This is a genomic window from Pseudonocardia sp. HH130630-07 (assembly GCF_001698125.1).
In the GTDB taxonomy this organism is placed as follows: Bacteria; Actinomycetota; Actinomycetes; order Mycobacteriales; family Pseudonocardiaceae; genus Pseudonocardia.
Window position 1 is genome coordinate 817,059 of sequence record NZ_CP013854.1, and the last position, 18,890, is coordinate 835,948.

The window sequence follows — 18,890 nt, forward strand, 5'->3', positions numbered from 1 at the left end:
CCCCGGCCGGGCGGGCGGCGGGCGCCCCGGCCCGCGTCCCGCCGGGTGCACAACACCGCGCGGACCGTGACCGAGCACAAGCCGCCGGCGCCGGACATCCCGGCACAGAACGCGCAGGTCACGCCGCCCGGCCCGCCCGCGCCACCGACCCAGGGGGCGGCACCGATCGCGCCACCGGCCGGGGCCACGGCGCCGGTCCCCGCGGTGCCGGACGTGCTGCCCGAGGACCGCTACCTCAACCGCGAGCTGTCCTGGCTCGACTTCAACGCCCGGGTGCTCGCCCTGGCCGAGGACTCCAGCCAGCCGCTGCTGGAGCGGGCCAAGTTCCTGGCGATCTTCGCCTCCAACCTGGACGAGTTCTACATGGTCCGGGTCGCCGGGCTGAAGCGCCGCGACGAGACCGGCCTGTCGGTCCGCAGCGCCGACGGGCTGACCCCGCGCCAGCAGCTCGCCCGGATCTCCGAGCGCAGCCGGGCCCTGTCCCGCGCGCACGCCGAGGTCTTCACCGACGAGCTGCGTCCCGAGCTCGACGCGGCCGGGGTGCACATCCGCGCCTGGGACGACCTGACCGACGCGGAGCGCCTGCGCCTGTCGGACTACTTCTCCGAGTCGGTCTTCCCGGTGCTCACCCCGCTCGCGGTCGACCCGGCACACCCGTTCCCCTACATCTCGGGGCTGTCGCTCAACCTGGCGGTCACCGTCCGGGACCCGGAGGGCCGCACCGAGCGCTTCGCCAGGGTGAAGGTGCCGAACAACGTCCCGCGGCTGGTCACGGTCGACCCACCGGACAGCGACGCGCGCGCCGGGAACCGGCACGTCACGTTCCTGCCGATCGAGGACCTCATCGCCGCGCACCTGGGTGACCTGTTCACCGGCATGGAGGTCACCGAGGTCCATCCGTTCCGGGTCACCCGCAACGCCGACCTGGAGGTCGAGGAGGACCGCGACGAGGACCTGCTGCAGGCCCTCGAACGCGAGCTGGCCCGGCGCCGGTTCGGTCCGCCGGTGCGGCTCGAGGTGCTCGACTCGATGTCGGAGCACGTGCTGGAGCTGCTGCTGCGCGAGCTCGACGTGGACCCGAACGACGTCGTCACCGTCCCCGGGCTGCTGGACCTCACCGGCCTGTGGCAGGTGCACGGGGTGAACCGGCCCGAGCTCAAGGACGAGCCGTTCCGCCCGGCCACGCACCCGGCGTTCGCCGAGCGGGAGACCCCGCGCAGCGTGTTCGCGACCCTGCGCGACGGCGACGTGCTCGTGCACCACCCCTACGACTCGTTCTCCACCAGCGTGCAGCGGTTCATCGAGCAGGCCGCCGCCGACCCGAACGTGCTCGCGATCAAGCAGACGCTCTACCGGACCTCCGGGGACTCGCCGATCGTCAACGCGCTGATCGACGCCGCCGAGGCCGGCAAGCAGGTCGTCGCGCTGGTCGAGATCAAGGCCCGGTTCGACGAGCAGGCCAACATCCGCTGGGCCCGCCAGCTGGAGAAGGCCGGCGTGCACGTCGTCTACGGCCTGGTCGGGCTCAAGACGCACTGCAAGACCTGCCTCGTCGTCCGCCAGGAGGGCTCGGAGATCCGCCGCTACTGCCACATCGGCACCGGCAACTACAACCCGAAGACGGCCCGGCTCTACGAGGACGTCGGGGTGCTCACCGCCGACCCGACGATCGGCGCCGATCTCACCGACCTGTTCAACTCGCTGACCGGCTACTCCCGCCAGACCTCCTACCGGAGCCTGCTCGTCGCGCCGTACGGGATCCGGCGGGGCATCGTCCGCCGGATCGACGACGAGATCGAGGCGCACCGGGCCGGGGAGCCCGACGCCCACGTGCGGCTCAAGGCGAACTCCCTGGTCGACGAGGCGATCATCGACGCGTGCTATCGGGCGTCGCAGGCGGGGGTGCCGGTCGACATCGTCGTCCGCGGGATCTGCGCGATCGTCCCCGGCCGGCCAGGGCTCTCGGAGAACATCACGGTCCGGTCGATCCTCGGCCCGTTCCTGGAGCACTCCCGGGTCCTGCACTTCGGCGCCGCCGACGAGTACTGGCTCGGCAGCGCCGACATGATGCACCGCAACCTCGACCGCCGCGTCGAGGTCATGCTGCGGGTGGCCGACCCGAAGCTCGCCGACCAGCTCGGCGCGATGTTCGACTCCTGCCTCGATCCGGCGACCCGGTGCTGGACACTGGGCCCGGACGGCTCCTGGTCGCCGTCGCCCGCGGCCGGTGCGGAGAACGTGCGGGTCCGGGACCACCAGGTCGAGATGATGAACTCGCGCCGCGGGTCCGACGAGGATTGAGCGCACCCCGATGACCCTGCTCTCGCCCCTGCGCACCGACGGGGCCGAGGCCGACCCGACCGGGCCGGCCGACGTCGTCGCCGCGGGAACGGTGCCCTACCGGATCGGCACCGACGGCACGCTGGAGGTGGCGCTGGTCCACCGCCCGCGCTACGACGACTGGTCACTGCCCAAGGGACACCAGGACCCGGGCGAGGCGCTGACCCTCACCGCCCTGCGCGAGACCGCCGAGGAGGCGCGCCTGGACTGCCGGCTCGGCGGTCGGCTCGGGTACACCGAGTACCGGGTCCCGGGTCAGGGGCGCAAGGTCGTGCACTACTGGGCGGCCGAGGTCGTGGGCGGCCACGACTTCGTCGCGACCGACGAGACGGACTCGCTGCGCTGGGCCTCCCCGGCCGAGGCGCGGGAGGTGGTCGACCACGAGCACGACCGCACCCTGATCTCGCGGCTCGCCGGGATCGGCGTCCCGGCGTCGACGGTGGTGCTGGTGCGGCACGCGAAGGCCGGCAGCCGCTCCGCGTGGGACGGCGACGACGACCTCCGCCCGCTGTCGGGCACCGGGTACACCCAGGCGGACCGGCTCACCCCGTTCCTCGCCCGGTTCGGTGCGGACCGGGCCGCCGCCGCGCCCCCGCTGCGCTGCGCGCAGACCATCGCCCCGCTCGTCGAGAAGGCCGGGCTCGACCGGCCGGACACCGAGCCGCTGCTCGGGGAGCACGGCTACTGGGTCGACCCGGCCGCCGGCCTGGCCCGCTTCCGGGAGCTCGCCACCCGTCCCGGCGTGACGCTGCTGTGCAGCCAGGGCGGCGTGATCCCGGACGTCGTGGACCGGCTGCTGGACCCGTCGGACGCGACGGACGCGGACCTGCCGTCGCACAAGGCCAGCACCTGGGTACTGGGCTTCGGCGGCACCGGGACGCTCCTGTTCGCCGACTACTACCGCCGTCCGCCCGCCTGAGCCCTCCCCCGCAGGAGCGCCGCACGCGCCGCTCCACCGCGCCCCGCCCTGCTCGACGACGGGGCCCGGGTCACGCCTCGGCGGCGGGGGAACGGCGGCGCGGCGCGGGCTTGCGGGGCGTGTCCGGAGTGTCCTGTGCGGGCGGGACGGTCTTCTTGGTCGCCGTCTTCCGCGTGCGGGCCGGGGCCCCGGACTCCTTCGCCGCGGCGCTCCGCGATCCCGACCGCGCGGACGACGTGCGGCGCCGGGCCGGTGCCGCGCCGGGGGCGCCGTCGGACCCGGCGGGCGGGGTACCGGCCGGGCCGGAGCGGTCCCGCGGGGCCCGGCGGGGTGCACTGGTCGCTCCCGCCGCGGCCGCCTCGCTCTGCGCCACCCGCTGCTTGAACGCGGCGCCCGGCCGGAACGACGGGACGACCGTCTCCCCGACCGGCACGGTCTCCCCGGTCCGGGGGTTCCGCGCGGTGCGTGGTGCCCGCCGGCGCGCCTCGAACACCCCGAATCCGGTCAGGGTCACCGAGTCGCCCGCGCCGACGGTCTCCACGATCACGTCGATCATCGCGTCCACGGCGTCGGTCGCCGAGCGACGGTCACCGAGCCTGGCGGTCAGCGCATCGACGAGCTGAGCCTTGTTCATGGTCACGAACGGTAGGGCTGCGGCCCTGCCCCGCACCAGATCCCGTGTGCATACTGTCCTTCCGGACAGGTCCGTTCGGGCTAACACACGCTAGCCCGAACGGGGCCCTGGGCGACTCCGGGCGACGTCAGGCCAGGGTGCGCGGCATCCGGGCCGGCCGGGTTCGCTCGAACGCGGTGATCGCGTCGGCGTGCCGGAGGGTCAGCCCGATGTCGTCGAGTCCCTCCCGCAGCCGCCACCGGGCGTAGTCGTCGATCTGGAACGACACGGTCAGGTCGCCGACCTGGATCGTCCGCTCCCCGAGGTCGACGGTCACCTCGGTGCCCGGCTCGTTCTCCAGCTTCTTCCAGATCAGCTCGACGTCCGGCTGCTCGACCTGGGCGGCCACCAGCCCGGCCTTGGCCGAGTTGCCGCGGAAGATGTCGGCGAACCGGGAGGAGACCACGACCCGGAAGCCGTAGTCCATCAGCGCCCACACGGCGTGCTCGCGCGACGATCCCGTCCCGAAGTCCGGCCCGGCGACCAGCACCGACCCCCGGTCGAAGGGCTCGGTGTTGAGCACGAACGACGGGTCGCCGCGCCACGCCGAGAACAGCCCGTCCTCGAAGCCGGTGCGGGTGACCCGCTTGAGGTAGACCGCCGGGATGATCTGGTCGGTGTCCACGTTGGACCAGCGGAGCGGAACGCCGATCCCGGTGTGCGTCTCGAACTTGTCCATCAGTCCAGGTCCTCCGGGCTGCTCAGGGTGCCGCGGACGGCGGTAGCGGCGGCCACCAGCGGCGACACCAGGTGGGTCCGCCCGCCCTTGCCCTGCCGTCCCTCGAAGTTGCGGTTGGAGGTCGACGCGCACCGTTCCCCGGGAGCCAGCTGGTCCGGGTTCATCCCCAGACACATCGAGCAGCCCGCGGAGCGCCACTCGGCACCGGCCGAGGTGAAGATCGCGTCCAGGCCCTCCTCCTCGGCCTGGAAACGGACCCGCATCGATCCGGGCACGACCAGCATCCGGACGCCGTCGGCGACCGTCCGCCCGTCCAGGATCCGCGCGACCGACCGCAGGTCCTCGATCCGGCCGTTGGTGCAGGACCCGACGAACACGGCGTCGACCCCGACCTCGCGCAGCGGGGTCCCGCCGGTCAGGCCCATGTAGTCCAGCGCCTTCGCGACCGAGGCGCGCTCGGCCTCGTCGGTGATCTGCTCCGGGTCCGGCACCGAGGCGCCCAGCGGCAGGCCCTGGCCGGGGTTGGTGCCCCAGGTGACGAACGGCGTCAGCGTGTCGGCGTCGATGTCGACGACGCGGTCGAAGGCCGCCCCGTCGTCGGTGCGCAGGCTCCGCCAGTCCTCGACGGCGTCGTCCCAGTCCGTGCCGGCCGGCGCGTGCTCGCGCCCGGCCAGGTAGGCGAACGTCGTGTCGTCCGGGGCGATCATCCCGGCCCGGGCCCCGGCCTCGATCGACATGTTGCAGACCGTCATCCGGGCTTCCATCGAGAGGTTCTCGATCACGTTGCCCCGGTACTCCAGCACGTGACCCTGGCCACCTCCGGTGCCGATCTTCGCGATCACGGCGAGGATGACGTCCTTGCTGGTCACACCCGGCCGCAGGGTCCCGTCCGCGGAGGTGACGTTGATCGCCATCGTCCGGAACGGCTTGAGCGGGAGCGTCTGCGTCGCCATGACGTGCTCGACCTCGGAGGTGCCGATGCCGAACGCCATCGCGCCGAACGCGCCGTGGGTGGAGGTGTGCGAGTCGCCGCAGACGACGGTCGTGCCGGGCTGGGTCAGGCCCAGCTGCGGGCCGACGACGTGCACGATCCCCTGCTCGGGGTCGTTCATCGGGTGCAGCCGGACACCGAACTCCGCGCAGTTGCGGCGCAGGGTCTCGACCTGGGTGCGGGAGACCTCGTCGGCGATCGGGCCGAGCACGTCGAGCGTCGGGACGTTGTGGTCCTCGGTGGCGATGGTGAGGTCGGGACGGCGGAGCGGCCGGCCGGCCATGCGGAGCCCGTCGAACGCCTGCGGACTCGTGACCTCGTGCACCAGGTGCAGGTCGATGTAGAGCAGGTCGGGCTCGTCGCCCTCGCCCTTGCGGACGAGGTGCCGGTCCCACACCTTCTCGGCCAGCGTGCGCGGCGTCTCTGCAGTGGTCACGCTCGCCTCCCTCGGTGATCTGATCGTGGTGGACTTCCCAGATACTGGAAAGCTAGTATCGGAACGTGGGACAGTCTAGCGGTATCGGCGTACTCGACAAGGCCGTGGGTGTTCTCCGGGCGACGGCGGAGGAACCCTGTGGGCTGGCCGAACTCTGTGCCCGTACCGGCCTGCCGCGGGCGACCGCGCACCGGCTGGCCGTCGGGCTGGAGGCGCACGGCATGCTGCTGCGCACCCCGGACGGCCGGTGGCACCCCGGCCCGACGCTCGGGCAGCTCGCCGGCGGGCGCCCGGACCCGCTGCTCGACGCGGCGTCCGCGGTCCTGCCCCGGCTGCGGGACATCACCGGCGAGAGCGTCCAGCTCTACCGGCGCGACGGCGTCCACCGGATCTGCATCGCGCACGCCGAACCGCCGTCCGGGCTGCGCGACACCGTCCCGGTCGGCACCCGGCTGCCGATGACCGCCGGCTCCGGGGCCAAGGTGCTCGCCGCCTGGTGCGACGTACCGACCCAGCGGCTCATCCTGGCCGAGGCCACGTTCTCCGAGCGGGTGCTGATCGACGTCCGCCGCCGCGGCTGGGCACAGAGCGTCGCCGAGCGCGAGGCCGGCGTCGCCTCGGTCTCGGCCCCGGTCCGCGACGGTGCGGGGCAGGTCGTCGCCGCGGTGTCGGTGTCCGGGCCGGTGGACCGGATCGGGCGGCGTCCCGGCGTCCGGTGGGCCGCCGATCTCCTGGCCGCCGCGGACGCGCTGCAGCACCGACTCGCCTGAGGAGCCTCCCGCGGCCTCCACTACCGTGGAGCCGTCCGGCACCGGGCCGGGCGGCTCCGACGTGCTGTGATCCGGGGGGGGGGACCATGGGCTACCTGCTGGGGATCGACGTCGGCACGACCAGGACGGCGGCCGCGGTCACCCGGCCCGGGACGCCCGGGCCGGAGATGGTCACCCTCGGCGATCATGCGGTCGACATCCCGTCCGTGGTCTACGCCGCACCGGACGGGACGCTGCTGTACGGCGACGCCGCGGAACGGCGGGCGCTGACCGAGCCGGACCGGGTGGCCCGCGAGTTCAAGCGGCGGATCGGCGATCCGACCCCGATCCCGCTGGGCGAGCACGCCTTCACCGCGGAGGAGCTCTCGGCGCTGCTCGCCGAGCACGTCGTCGAGATCGTGTCCCGGGTCGAGGGCGGTCGCCCCGACCGGGTGGCGGTGACCCACCCGGCCTCCTGGGGCTCGCACAAGCGCGACCTGTTCGCCGGGGCGCTCGCCCGGCGCGGGCTGACCGTCACCTTCCTCACCGAGCCCCAGGCCGCGGCCCTGCACTACGCGACGAACGAGCGCGTCGAGCCGGGGGCCACCGTCGCCGTCTACGACCTCGGTGGCGGGACGTTCGACGCCGCCGTCGTCCGCAAGGAGGCGGGCGGGACCGCGGGCACCGGCGGCCACACCGCCGTCGGCGGGGCGTCGTTCACCCTGCTCGGCCGGCCGGAGGGGGTCGAGCAGCTCGGCGGCGCCGACTTCGACCAGTCGGTCGTCGACCACGTCCGGGACGCGGTCCCGCAGGCGTTCGAGTCGCTCGACGAGTCCGACCCCGACGTGCTGTCCCAGATGGCCCGGCTGCGCCGTGACTGCCGGGAGGCCAAGGAGGCGCTCTCGGCCGACACCGAGGTCTCCATCCCGGTCTGGCTGGGTGAGGTGCGCAGCACCGTGCGGCTGCACCGCAGCGACTTCGAGGAACGGATCCGCCCCCGGCTCGACGAGTCCGTGGACGCCCTGCAGCGGGCGATCGCGTCCGCCGGCCTCGCCGCGTCCGGCCCCTCGGTGGTGCTGCTGGTCGGCGGTTCCTCCCGGGTGCCGCTCGTCGCCCAGATGGTCTCCTCGGAGCTGGGCCGCCCGATCCAGGTGGACGCCGACCCGAAGAACGCGATCGGCAAGGGAGCGGTGCTCGCGCTGGGCCCGGCCGACCCGGTGGGGGCCTCGCAGCCCGGCTTCGGCGCGGTCGTGCCGGGTGCTCCCGCGCTCGCCCCCGATCCCGGCCCGCTGCCCTGGGAGGGCGGGGAGCCGGTGACCGAGCGGATGCCGGCCGGCGCCGGAACGGCGGCTCCGGACGGCGGTGCCACCGCGTACCTGGACGGTGCGAACGCCGACCCGCCGACCGACCGGATCCCGGTCGTCGCCCCGCCCTACGGTCATCCCGGCGACGAGGCCGGCACCGCGATGTACGGCTACCCGGGCGGCTACGAGGACGAGACCTCGGTCACCGCCGCACCGGCCGGGCGCACCGGCCGGTCCCCGGCGCTGCTCATCGGCGTCGGCGGCGTGGTCGCCGCGCTCGCGGTGCTGGGTGCGGTGTTCTTCTGGCCGCAGAACCGCAGCGTCAGCAACGCGACGCCGGAGCTGCCCGCGATGCCGACGACCACCCAGGCTCCCCCGCCGACCACCGAGGCGCCCGAGCCGACCCAGGAGCCCGAGCCCACCAGGGACCGCACCTCGACGCCCCGGACGACGTCGGAGATCCTCCCGCCGCCGCCCCCGCCGCCGGACCCCTCGACGCCCGAGGACCCGACCACGACGGAGGAGCCGCCGACCACGACGTCCACGTCGTCGACGTCCTCGTCGTCGTCGAGTTCGAGCCGGCCGGAGGAGCCGCCCGCCAACCGGCCGCAACCGGCCGGCGCCCAGCCGGCGGGAACGCTGCCGGCGCAGTGAGACCGCGCTCCCCGGCCACGGCCGGGGAGCGTTCCGGCGGGCGGGGAACCGGCCCGCCGGAACGACGAAGGCCCCCGTTCCTGAGGAACGGGGGCCTTTCATCTCGAGTAGTCCCGACGGGATTTGAACCCGCGCTACCGCCTTGAGAGGGCGGCGTCCTAGGCCGCTAGACGACGGGACCGAGGACATCGGAATCGATCTCCGATGCCGGATCACGAATCGTGATCCGGACGCGATATGTACATCTCGCGAGTAGTCCCGACGGGATTTGAACCCGCGCTACCGCCTTGAGAGGGCGGCGTCCTAGGCCGCTAGACGACGGGACCGAGACGAGATGATTCCGATGTTCCAGAAACCACTGACACGAAGGGCGGTGGTTTCCGCTGGGGTACCAGGACTCGAACCTAGACTAACTGAACCAGAATCAGTCGTGCTGCCAATTACACCATACCCCATCGAAAATCGAGGCTCAGCCCGCTCACTGCTCGCGGTTCCGAGCCCCGATCTCCGTGATACGAGTACTCTAAACCATGCCCTGGGAGCGCCTGACACCGGCCCCCAGGCGTGCGAGCGAGCGCTCGCGGCCCAGCAGCTCCATGCTCTCGTACAGCGGTGGGGACACCGTCCGTCCGCTGATGGCCACCCGGACCGGCGCGAACGCCTTGCGCGGCTTGAGGCCCAGCCCGTCGACCAGCGTGGCCTTCAGCGACTCCTCGATGGCGGCGGCGTCCCACCCGTCCAGCGAGGTCAGCCCGGCGACGGCGGCCTCCAGCACCGGCGTCGCGTCGGTGCCCAGGTTCTTCTCGACGGCGTCGGGGTCCGGAGCGAAGCCCTCCTCGTCACGGAACAGGAACGCGAGCATCCGGGCCGCGTCGGAGAGCAGCTGGCTGCGCTCCTGCACCAGCGGCGCCGCCGCCGCCAGCAACTCACGGCCGGCCCCGTCGGTGCCGGAGAGCTCGATCCCCTCCGCCGCCAGGTAGGGCACGACCCGCTCGGCGAAGTCCTCCGGGGCGAGCAGCCGCAGGTGCGCCGCGTTGACCGCCTCGGCCTTCTTGACGTCGAACCGCGCCGCGTTGCCGGAGACCCGGGAGACGTCGAACGCGGCGACCATCTCCTCCAGCGAGAAGATGTCCCGGTCGTCGGCGATCGACCAGCCGAGCAGCGCGAGGTAGTTGAGCAGTCCCTCGGGCACGAAGCCGCGGTCGCGGTGGTGGAACAGGTTCGACTGCGGGTCCCGCTTCGAGAGCTTGCGGTTGCCCTCGCCGGTGACCAGAGGGAGGTGGGCGTAGGTGAGGGGGCCGGTGCCGATGCCGACCCGCGCCAGCGCCTGCAGCAGGGCGATCTGGCGCGGCGTCGACGGCAGCAGGTCCTCGCCGCGCAGCACGTGGGTGATCCCCATCAGCGCGTCGTCGACCGGGTTGGTCAGCGGGTACAGCGGCGTCCGGTCGGCCCGGGCCAGCACGAAGTCCGACACCTGACCGGCCCGGAAGGTGATCTCGCCACGGACGAGGTCGGTGAACGTGATGTCCTCGGCGGGCATCCGCAGCCGGAAGACGGGCTTGCGGCCCTCGGCCAGGAAGGCCTCCCGCTGGGCCTCGGTGAGGTCGCGGTCGGCGTTGTCGTAGCCGAGCTTGGGGTCCCGGCCGGCGGCCCGGTGCCGGGCCTCGATCTCCTCCCCGGTCGAGAAGGACTCGTAGACCTCGCCGGCCTCGATCAGCCGGGCCAGCGCGTCGGCGTAGATCTCGCCGCGCTCGCTCTGCCGGTAGGGACCGTGCGGGCCGCCCTTCTCGACGCCCTCGTCCCAGTCGATGCCGAGCCAGGTCAACGCATCGAGCAGGGCGTCGTAGGACTCGGCGGAGTCGCGTTGCGCGTCGGTGTCCTCGATGCGGAACACCATGGTTCCGCCGTGGTGCCGGGCGTGCGCCCAGTTGAACAACGCGGTGCGGACGAGCCCGACGTGCGGGGTGCCGGTCGGGGACGGGGAGAAGCGGACGCGAACGGTACTCATGGTGCGGTCAGGGTAGCCCCCGGCACCGCCGCCGACGGCCCGCCCACCACCGGCCCGGACCGCGGCCCGCCCTCCGTCCGGAGGGTGCGCACGGGCCCGGCGTGGGCCAGGGTGGTGACACCGGCCGGTGCGAGGCGGCACCGGCATCGACGAGGAGGCCGAGCACCGTGTACCAGCTCACCGTCCTGTACCACCAGCCGGACGATCCGGCGGCGTTCGACGACTACTACGACCGCACGCACGTCCCGCTGGCGAGAGCGCTCCCCGGGCTGCAGCGGTTCACCGTCAGCCGTCCGCAACCGGGACCGGACGGTGCGGCGCCGCAGTACCACCTGGTGGCCACGCTCGAGTTCGCCGACCAGGCCGCCTTCGGGTCCGCGATGGGCGGCGCGGAGGGCCAGGCCGCCGTCGCCGACGTGCCGAACTTCGCCACCGGCGGGGCGACGATGCTGACCGGTCCGTCGCAGACACCCTGAACGCACCGGAGGGCGGCACGGCCGTGCCGTACCGCCCTCCGGTCCGTGCCGGGCTCCCGGCGTCAGTTCGCCGACACCTCGCGGCTCGACACCAGTGCGGCGAGCCGGTCACCGATCGACGACGTGTTCCCGGTGGCCGAGTGGTCCCGGGTCGCCAGGTCGAACGCCACCGCGGCCTCGACCCGCCGGGCGGAGTCGACGTGGCCCAGGTGGTCGAGCAGCAGCGCCACCGAGAGGATCGCGGCCGTCGGGTCGGCGATGCCCTGCCCGGCGATGTCCGGCGCGGAGCCGTGCACCGGCTCGAACATCGACGGGTTGGTGCGGCTCGCGTCCAGGTTCCCGCTGGCGGCCAGGCCGATCCCGCCGGTCACCGCGGCGGCGAGGTCCGTGAGGATGTCGCCGAACAGGTTGTCGGTGACGATCACGTCGTACCGGCCGGGGTCGGTGACCAGGTGGATCGTGGTCGAGTCGACGTGCTGGTAGGCCACCGACACCTCGGGGTACTCCAGCGACACCTCCTCGACGATCCGCGACCAGAGCGCACCGGCGTAGGTCAGCACGTTCGTCTTGTGCACCAGCGTGAGGTGCCGGCGCGGGCGCCGCTGGGCGCGGGCGAACGCGTCGCGCACCAGCCGCTCGATGCCGAACGCGGTGTTCTGGCTGACCTCGGTCGCGATCTCGTGCGGGGTGTCCTTGCGGAGCAGGCCGCCGGTGCCCACGTACGGGCCCTCGGTCCCCTCGCGGACGACCACCAGGTCGATCTCGGGGTTGCCGGCCAACGGCCCGCGCACGCCCGGGTACAGCCGGGCCGGGCGCAGGTTCACGTGGTGGTCGAGCTCGAACCGCAGGCGCAGCAGCAGGCCGCGCTCCAGGATCCCGCTGGGGACCGACGGGTCGCCGACCGCGCCCAGGAGGATCGCGTCGTGCTGCTTGAGCTCGGACAGCACGGTCTCGGGGAGCAGCTCACCGGTGGAGTGCCAGCGGGCGGCCCCGAGGTCGTACTCGGTCGTCTCGACGTCTCGGGCAACCTCACCGAGGACCTTGAGTGCCTCGTTGATCACTTCCGGGCCGATGCCGTCACCGGGGATGACCGCAAGGCGCATGAGCTCGTCCTCTCGTCGTACTGCGTCCGCACGCTACCGTCTGCGGACGCAGGGTCATCGTCCGGCCACCCGGTGGGGTGGGCACGGACGGGCGAACGCGTCAGCCGGACGCACGCGCCCGTCACCGGGCCCGATCACCCTCCGGCGGGAAGACGGCCGGATCCGGACGCGTTGGGACGGACGTGCCCACACCGTCGGAGCCGCTGGACCGGCTCGGTTTCCTGACCATCGGCTCGTTCGACGGCGCGGATCCGCGCGCCGGCCACGAGACCACGCTGGCCATGATCGAGCTGGGCGAGCGCCTGGGGTACGACAGCGCGTTCGTCCGCCACCGGCACCTGCAGTTCGGGATCTCCTCACCGGTGGCGGTGCTCGCCGCGGCCACCCAGCGGACGAGCCGGATCGAGCTGGGCACCGCGGTGATCCCGCTCGGCTGGGAGAACCCGCTGCGTCTCGCCGAGGACCTCGCCACCGTCGACGTGCTCTCCGGCGGGCGGTTGAACCCGGGCATCAGCGTGGGCCCGCCCATGCAGTGGGAGCACGTGCGCGACGCGCTGTACCCGGACACCGCCGACGTCGAGGACTTCGGCCGCGAGCGGGTCTCGCGGCTGCTGCGGTTCGTGCGCGGCGACGCGGCGAGCACCTTCTCCGGGACGGTCGGCATCGAGACGTTCTCCGAGCGGGTGCAACCGCACGCGCCGGGCCTGGCCGGCCGGATCTGGTACGGGGCCGCGTCCGCCGGCTCCGCCGCCTGGGCCGGCGAGCAGGGACTGAACCTGCTGACCAGCAACGTCGTGCGCGCACCCGGCGACGGCGGCACCGACTTCGCCGCGGTCCAGCAGGGGCAGATCCTCGCCTTCCGCGAGGCCCACCCCGCCGGGCGGGTGTCCCAAGGGCTCGTCGTCGTCCCGACCGACTCGGCGACACCCACGCAGCGACAGCGGTACTCCGCCTACGCCGAGCACCGCAACGCCCGGGTCGGGATCCCGCAGGGCCCGGCCGGGCTGCTGTTCGCCCGCGACCTGGTCGGGACCTCCGACCAGATCGCCGAGAGCCTGTACGCCCACGCCGCGTTCCGCGAGGTGCGCGAGGCCGTGTTCGCCCTGCCGTTCGGCTTCCCGCACGAGGACTACGTGCAGATCGTCACCGACATCGCGACGCGGCTCGGCCCGGCGCTGGGCTGGTCGCCGGCGCGCTGACCGGGCGGCGGCCCGGTCGTCCGACGGCTCAGTCGTCGAACGAGATCAGCCGGATCGTCCGGGCACCGACCGACGCCCCGATCGGCTCGAGCACCCCCGGGTCGATCCGCCGGTCCACCCGCAGCAGCATGAGCGCGTCGGTGCCCTCGGTGGTCTGCGAGATCTGGGCCGCCTCGATGTTCACGGCGGCCTCGCCGAGCAGCGACCCGACCCGGCCCATCACGCCGGGCCGGTCGGAGTACTCGAGCACCACCACGTCGCCCTCGGCCCGCAGGTCGAAGTGCCTGCCGTTGATCTCGACCAGCTTCGGCACCTCGGCCCGCCCGGTCAGCGTCCCGGAGACGGTGATCGACTCGCCGTCCGGCATCGCCCCGCGCAGCTGCACGACGCTGCGGTGGTTCGCGCTCTCCGGCGTGGTGGTCAGGTCCACCGAGACGCCGCGGTCCTCGGCGAGCTGCGGCACGTTGACGAACGTCACCCGGTCCTCCACGACGTGCGTGAAGACCCCGCGCAGCGCGGCCAGCGACAGCACCGACACGTCCGCCCCGGCGAGCTCACCGGCGACGTCGACGGTCACCGAGGTCGGCGTCCGGCCGGCGACGGCGTGCAGCGTGATGCCGAGCTTCTGCACCAGCGGCAGCCAGGGCCGGACCTCCTCGCCGACCGCGCCGTGGACCTGCACGTTCACCGCGTCCGGCACGAACTCGCCGGCCAGGGCCAGCTGCACCGACCGCGCCACGTCGGTACCCGCCCGGTCCTGCGCCTCCGCCGTGGACGCGCCCAGGTGCGGGGTGACGACCACGTTCTCCAGCTCGAACAGCGGGCTCGAGGTCGTCGGCTCCGTGACGTAGACGTCGATGCCGGCCCCGCCGACCTGGCCCGAGCGCACCGCCTCGGCCAGCGCGTCCTCGTCGACCAGACCGCCGCGTGCGGCGTTGACGACCAGCACGCCCGGCTTGGTGATCGCCAGCTGGTCCTTGCCGATCAGCCCCAGGGTCTCCGGGGTCCGCGGCAGGTGGACGGTGATCATGTCCGCGGTGCGGAGCAGCTCGTCGAGCCCCATCAGCTCGATGCCGAGCTGGGCGGCCCGGGACGGCGCGATGTAGGGGTCGTAGGCGACCAGCTTCATCCCGAACGCGGCGAGCCGCTGCGCGACCAGCTGGCCGATCTTGCCGAGCCCGACGATGCCCGCGGTCTTCCCGTTGAGCTCGACCCCGCCGTAGTCCGACCGCTTCCACTGCCCCTGGCGCAGCGAGGCGTCCGCCGCCGGGACGTGCCGCGCGACGGCCAGGAGCAACGCGACGGCGTGCTCGGCCGCGGAGACGATGTTCGACGTCGGTGCGTTGACGACCATCACCCCGCGGGCGGTGGCCGACTCCACGTCGACGTTGTCCAGGCCGACCCCGGCCCGCGCGACGACCTTCAGCCGGTGGGCGGCGATCAGCACCTCCGCGTCCACCTGCGTCGCGGACCGGACCAGCAGCGCGTCCGCGTCGGCGACCTCCTTCAGCAGCGCCGGTCGGTCGGTCCCGTCGACGTGACGGATCTCGACGCCGTCGCCCAGCAGTTCCACCGCGGACGGCGCGAGCTTCTCGGCGAGCAGGACGACGGGACGGGGGTGGGTGGCGACGGTGCTCACGGTGTGACGGTGCTCCCGGGGTCGGGTGGTGTTCCTACGTTGCGTCGGGCCACGACCATCCTAGGGCCGTCAGGGCCTCGCCAACCCCCCGGACGTGAGCGGCCCGATAACCTACTGACCAGTACGTTCCTTGGCCCACCGGCCCCGGGAAGGCCGAAACCCCCGTCCGGTCGTGTCGGACGGGGGTTCGGCTCTGCTCGCTCACCGGAGGGTGCGCCGGGAGCCGAGCTCGCGGGCGCTCGCGCACCCGCGGTCCTTCATCCTGCCGGACGCTACCGGCAGTGGATCACTTGGCCTTCTCGCCCACCCAGCTCATCAGGCCGCGCAGCTTCTCGCCGACCTGCTCGATCGGGTGCTCCTGGCCCTGCTGCTGCAGCTTGGTGTAGTTCGGGCGGCCCGCCTCGTCCTCGGCCACCCACTCGCGGGCGAACGTGCCGTCCTGGATCTCGCCCAGGATCTTCTGCATCTCCGCCTTGACCGCGGGCGTGATGACGCGCGGGCCGCGGGTGAGGTCGCCGTACTCGGCGGTGTCGGAGATGGAGAAGCGCTCGTTGGCGATGCCGCCCTCGTACATGAGGTCGACGATCAGCTTGAGCTCGTGCAGGCACTCGAAGTACGCGATCTCCGGGGCATAGCCCGCCTCGGTCAGCACCTCGAAGCCGGTCTGGACCAGGGCGGCGGCACCGCCACAGAGGACGGCCTGCTCACCGAACAGGTCGGTCTCGGTCTCCTCCTTGAAGGTGGTCTCGATGACGCCCGCGCGGGCGCCGCCGATCCCGGCCGCGTAGGAGAGCGCGAGGGCCTTGGCGTTGCCCGACGGGTCCTGCTCCACGGCGATCAGGGCCGGGACGCCCTTGCCGTCGACGAACTGGCGACGGACGAGGTGGCCGGGGCCCTTCGGGGCGACCATCGCGACGTCGACGTCGGCCGGCGGCTTGATCAGCTCGTAGCGGATGTTGAAGCCGTGGCCGAAGAACAGCGCGTCGCCGGCCTTCAGGTTCGGCTCGATGTCCTGGGTGTAGATGGAGCGCTGCTTGGTGTCCGGTGCGAGGACCATGATCACGTCCGCCCAGGCGGACGCCTCGGCCGGGGTGAGGACCTCGAGTCCCTCGTCGGCGGCCTTCTGCCGGGACTTGGAGCCCTCCGGCAGGCCGATCCTGACGTCGACCCCGGAGTCACGCAGGGACAGCGAGTGCGCGTGCCCCTGGGAGCCGTAGCCGATCACCGCGACCTTGCGGCCCTGGATGATCGACAGGTCGGCGTCGGCGTCGTAGTAGATGTTGACACTCATGACTACTGGAACGTTCCTCTCGGGGATTCGTGGTGCGGGATGTGTCTAGCGGACGGCCGCGGCGGTGATGGACCGGGGGCCACGCCCGACCGCGACCATCCCCGACTTGACCATCTCGCGGATTCCGTAGGGCTCCAGCATGCGCAGCAGCGCGCCCAGCTTGTCGCCGGTGCCGGTGGCCTCGACCGTGACCGCCTCCGGGGAGACGTCGACGACCTTGGCCCGGAACAGCTGCACCGTCTCCAGCACCTGGCTGCGCACGGTGGCGTCGGCCCGGACCTTGACCAGCAGCAGCTCCCGCTGGACCGAGGCGGCCGGGTCCAGCTCCACGATCTTGATCACGTTCACGAGCTTGTTCAGCTGCTTGGTGACCTGCTCCATCGGGAGCTCGTCGACCTCGACGACGATCGTCATCCGGGACACGTCGGGGTACTCGGTCGGCCCGACCGCCAGCGAGTTGATGTTGAACCCGCGACGGGAGAACAGCCCGGACACCCGGGCGAGGACACCCGGCTTGTCCTCGACCAGGACCGAGAGGGTGTGCAGCTCGCTCACTTGTCGTCCTCCGAACCGAAAGCGGCCTGCTCGGTCACGTCGGAGACCTCGTCCACCGAGGCCGCGAGATCGTCGTGCTCGAACTCCGGCCGGATGTCCCTGGCGACCTTGATCTCGTCGTTGCCCATGCCCGCGGCGACCATCGGCCACACCTGGGCGTCGGCACCGACGACGAACTCCACGACGACCGGCCGGTCGTTGATCTCCATCGCCTGCCGGATGACCCGGTCGACGTCCTCCTTGGACTCGACCCGCAGGCCCACGCAGCCCATGGCCTCGGCCAGCATCGGGAAGTCCGGGATGCGCAGCTTGTGGGTGTTGAGGTCGGTGTTGGAGTACCGCTCGCCGTAGAACAGGTTCTGCCACTGGCGGACCATGCCCAGGTTGCCGTTGTTGATCACGGCCACCTTGATCGGGATGTTCTCGATCGCGCAGGTGGCGAGCTCCTGGTTGGTCATCTGGAAGCAGCCGTCGCCGTCGATGCACCAGACGACCGTGTCCGGCTCGCCGACCTTGGCGCCCATCGCGGCCGGGACCGCGTAGCCCATGGTCCCGAGCCCGCCGGAGTTCAGCCAGGTGCGCGGCTTCTCGTAGCGGACGAACTGCGCGGCCCACATCTGGTGCTGGCCGACGCCCGCGGCGTACACCGCGTCCGGGCCGGCGATGGCGCCGATCCGGGAGATGACGTACTCCGGCGACAGCGAGCCGTCGGCCGGTTCGGTCCAGCCCAGCGGGTACCGGTCGCGGAGCCCGCCGACCTGCTTCCACCACGCGGACAGGTCCGGCGCGGGGCCGGCCTCCCGCTCGGTCCGGACGGCGTCGATGAGCTCGCGCAGGACCTCCCGGCAGTCCCCGACGATCGGCACGTCGGCGCGCCGGTTCTTGGAGATCTCGGCCGGGTCGATGTCGGCGTGGACCACCTTGGCGTGCGGCGCGAAGCTCTCCAGCTTGCCGGTGACCCGGTCGTCGAACCGGGAACCGAGCGCGACCAGCAGGTCGGAGCGCTGCATGGCCGCCACCGCGGCGACGGTGCCGTGCATGCCCGGCATGCCGAGGTGCTGCGGGTGGCTGTCCGGGAAGACCCCGCGGGCCATCAGCGTGGTGACGACGGGCGCCCCGGTCAGCTCGGCCAGCTCGCGCAGCTCCTCGGCGGCCTCCGCCTTGAGCACGCCGCCGCCGACGTAGAGCACCGGCTTGCGGGACTCGCCGATCAGCCGGGCCGCCTCGCGGATCTGCTTGCCGTGCGGCCGGGTCGTCGGCCGGTAGCCGGGCAGTGCGAGCTCCGGGGGCCAGGAGAACGTGGTCTGCTCCTGCAGCACGTCCTTCGGGATGTCCACCAGGACCGGGCCGGGCCGGCCGGTGGACGCCAGGTGGAAGGCCTCGGCGATCGCGCGCGGGATCTCCGTCGCCTCGGTCACCAGCATGTTGTGCTTGGTCACCGGCATGGTGATGCCGGTGATGTCGGCCTCCTGGAAGGCGTCGGTGCCGATCAGCGGCCGGGTCTGCTGCCCCGTGATGGCCACCAGCGGCACCGAGTCCATGTGCGCGTCGGCGATCGGCGTGACGAGGTTCGTCGCCCCCGGCCCGGACGTCGCCATGCAGACCCCGACCCGGCCGGTGGCCTGCGCGTACCCGGTGGCGGCGTGCCCGGCGCCCTGCTCGTGCCGGACGAGGATGTGGCGCACCCGGGTCGAGTCGAGCAGCGGGTCGTAGGCGGGCAGGATGGTGCCGCCGGGAAGACCGAACACCACCTCGCAGCCGATCTCCTCGAGCGAGCGCACCAGGGACTGGGCACCGGTCATGGGCTCGTCCACGATCCGCGGACCGGGCACCGTGGTGTCCGGGGTACCGGGTCGGGACGTCTCGGCGCGCGC

At 72.9% G+C, this 18,890-nt stretch carries 15 protein-coding genes and 3 tRNA genes; 6 read left to right on the forward strand and 12 right to left on the reverse strand.

The features are described 5' to 3' along the window. Nucleotides 1-45: 45 nt before the first annotated feature. Nucleotides 46-2,301: an RNA degradosome polyphosphate kinase gene (locus AFB00_RS04040; protein WP_083275252.1), complete on the forward strand. Its 2,256-nt coding sequence runs from the start codon at nt 46-48 to the stop codon at nt 2,299-2,301. A gap of 10 nt (nt 2,302-2,311) precedes the next feature. Then, a complete protein-coding gene (locus AFB00_RS04045) occupies nt 2,312-3,259 on the forward strand; it encodes an NUDIX hydrolase (protein ID WP_068796101.1) in 948 nt (315 codons plus the stop codon). 70 nt (nt 3,260-3,329) lie between these two features. Here the strand turns inward: AFB00_RS04045 and AFB00_RS04050 are convergent, their stop codons facing one another. The 3 genes from AFB00_RS04050 to leuC all read right to left on the reverse strand — a co-directional run bounded on the left by AFB00_RS04050 (nt 3,330) and on the right by leuC (nt 6,038). Next, entirely contained in the window at nt 3,330-3,893 is a 564-nt protein-coding gene (locus AFB00_RS04050; protein WP_068796102.1) for an HU family DNA-binding protein, read from the reverse strand. A 127-nt stretch (nt 3,894-4,020) separates the two neighbouring features. Then, a complete protein-coding gene (leuD, locus tag AFB00_RS04055; protein ID WP_068796103.1) occupies nt 4,021-4,611 on the reverse strand; it encodes a 3-isopropylmalate dehydratase small subunit in 591 nt (196 codons plus the stop codon). Beyond that, the gene (leuC, locus tag AFB00_RS04060) at nt 4,611-6,038 is read right to left on the reverse strand and encodes a 3-isopropylmalate dehydratase large subunit (RefSeq protein WP_068796104.1); all 1,428 of its coding nucleotides are present in this window, start codon (nt 6,036-6,038) and stop codon (nt 4,611-4,613) included. Before leuC ends, leuD begins: the two co-directional genes overlap by 1 nt. A 65-nt stretch (nt 6,039-6,103) precedes the next feature. Between leuC and AFB00_RS04065 the strand changes: the two genes are divergently transcribed. Next, nucleotides 6,104-6,808, forward strand: a complete 705-nt coding sequence (locus AFB00_RS04065; protein ID WP_083275253.1) for an IclR family transcriptional regulator — start codon at nt 6,104-6,106, stop codon at nt 6,806-6,808. Nucleotides 6,809-6,894: 86 nt separating this feature from the next. Continuing rightward, nucleotides 6,895-8,745 (forward strand): Hsp70 family protein, encoded by a 1,851-nt coding sequence (locus AFB00_RS04070; protein ID WP_068796106.1) that lies wholly within the window; start codon nt 6,895-6,897, stop codon nt 8,743-8,745. Between the two features lie 108 nt (nt 8,746-8,853). On the opposite strand, the gene AFB00_RS04075 is transcribed toward AFB00_RS04070, so the two are convergent. The 4 genes from AFB00_RS04075 to gltX form a co-directional block, all read right to left on the reverse strand. Further along, nucleotides 8,854-8,926, reverse strand: a tRNA-Glu gene (locus AFB00_RS04075). Between the two features lie 72 nt (nt 8,927-8,998). Further along, a tRNA-Glu gene (locus AFB00_RS04080) sits at nt 8,999-9,071 on the reverse strand. Between the two features lie 57 nt (nt 9,072-9,128). After that, nucleotides 9,129-9,200 (reverse strand) — tRNA-Gln (locus tag AFB00_RS04085). Nucleotides 9,201-9,268: 68 nt separating this feature from the next. Next, complete coding sequence (gene gltX, locus AFB00_RS04090; protein ID WP_068796107.1) at nt 9,269-10,753, reverse strand: glutamate--tRNA ligase; 1,485 nt, start codon at nt 10,751-10,753, stop codon at nt 9,269-9,271. A 167-nt stretch (nt 10,754-10,920) separates the two neighbouring features. On the opposite strand from gltX, the gene AFB00_RS04095 reads away from it, so the two are divergent. Continuing rightward, nucleotides 10,921-11,229, forward strand: a complete 309-nt coding sequence (locus AFB00_RS04095; protein ID WP_068796108.1) for an EthD family reductase — start codon at nt 10,921-10,923, stop codon at nt 11,227-11,229. 62 nt (nt 11,230-11,291) lie between these two features. Here the strand turns inward: AFB00_RS04095 and AFB00_RS04100 are convergent, their stop codons facing one another. Further along, complete coding sequence (locus AFB00_RS04100) at nt 11,292-12,332, reverse strand: 3-isopropylmalate dehydrogenase (RefSeq protein WP_068796109.1); 1,041 nt, start codon at nt 12,330-12,332, stop codon at nt 11,292-11,294. A 182-nt stretch (nt 12,333-12,514) separates the two neighbouring features. Here AFB00_RS04100 and AFB00_RS04105 point away from each other — a divergent pair, with 182 nt between their 5' ends. Further along, nucleotides 12,515-13,531 (forward strand): LLM class flavin-dependent oxidoreductase, encoded by a 1,017-nt coding sequence (locus tag AFB00_RS04105; protein WP_068796110.1) that lies wholly within the window; start codon nt 12,515-12,517, stop codon nt 13,529-13,531. Nucleotides 13,532-13,559: 28 nt separating this feature from the next. On the opposite strand, the gene serA is transcribed toward AFB00_RS04105, so the two are convergent. The 4 genes from serA to AFB00_RS04125 form a co-directional block, all read right to left on the reverse strand. Continuing rightward, complete coding sequence (gene serA / locus AFB00_RS04110) at nt 13,560-15,170, reverse strand: phosphoglycerate dehydrogenase (protein ID WP_068796111.1); 1,611 nt, start codon at nt 15,168-15,170, stop codon at nt 13,560-13,562. Between the two features lie 286 nt (nt 15,171-15,456). Next, nucleotides 15,457-16,461 carry a ketol-acid reductoisomerase gene (gene ilvC / locus AFB00_RS04115; RefSeq protein WP_068796112.1) on the reverse strand — a complete coding sequence of 335 codons (1,005 nt, stop codon included), beginning with the start codon at nt 16,459-16,461 and terminating at the stop codon, nt 15,457-15,459. Between the two features lie 45 nt (nt 16,462-16,506). Further along, nucleotides 16,507-17,016, reverse strand: coding sequence for an acetolactate synthase small subunit (ilvN, locus tag AFB00_RS04120; RefSeq protein WP_083275254.1), 510 nt, complete (start codon nt 17,014-17,016; stop codon nt 16,507-16,509). Continuing rightward, the gene (locus AFB00_RS04125) at nt 17,013-18,818 is read right to left on the reverse strand and encodes an acetolactate synthase large subunit (protein WP_068799993.1); all 1,806 of its coding nucleotides are present in this window, start codon (nt 18,816-18,818) and stop codon (nt 17,013-17,015) included. Before AFB00_RS04125 ends, ilvN begins: the two co-directional genes overlap by 4 nt. Nucleotides 18,819-18,890 lie beyond the last annotated feature (72 nt).

Bases quoted from the DNA above. Each gene is read 5' to 3' on its own strand.
- AFB00_RS04045 (WP_068796101.1), top strand. From the start codon at position 2,312: ATGACCCTGCTCTCGCCCCTGCGCACCGACGGGGCCGAGGCCGACCCG.
- AFB00_RS04050 (WP_068796102.1), bottom strand. From the start codon at position 3,893: ATGAACAAGGCTCAGCTCGTCGATGCGCTGACCGCCAGGCTCGGTGAC.
- leuD (WP_068796103.1), bottom strand. From the start codon at position 4,611: ATGGACAAGTTCGAGACGCACACCGGGATCGGCGTTCCGCTCCGCTGG.
- AFB00_RS04070 (WP_068796106.1), top strand. From the start codon at position 6,895: ATGGGCTACCTGCTGGGGATCGACGTCGGCACGACCAGGACGGCGGCC.
- gltX (WP_068796107.1), bottom strand. From the start codon at position 10,753: ATGAGTACCGTTCGCGTCCGCTTCTCCCCGTCCCCGACCGGCACCCCG.
- AFB00_RS04100 (WP_068796109.1), bottom strand. From the start codon at position 12,332: ATGCGCCTTGCGGTCATCCCCGGTGACGGCATCGGCCCGGAAGTGATC.
- ilvC (WP_068796112.1), bottom strand. From the start codon at position 16,461: ATGAGTGTCAACATCTACTACGACGCCGACGCCGACCTGTCGATCATC.
- AFB00_RS04125 (WP_068799993.1), bottom strand. From the start codon at position 18,818: ATGACCGGTGCCCAGTCCCTGGTGCGCTCGCTCGAGGAGATCGGCTGC.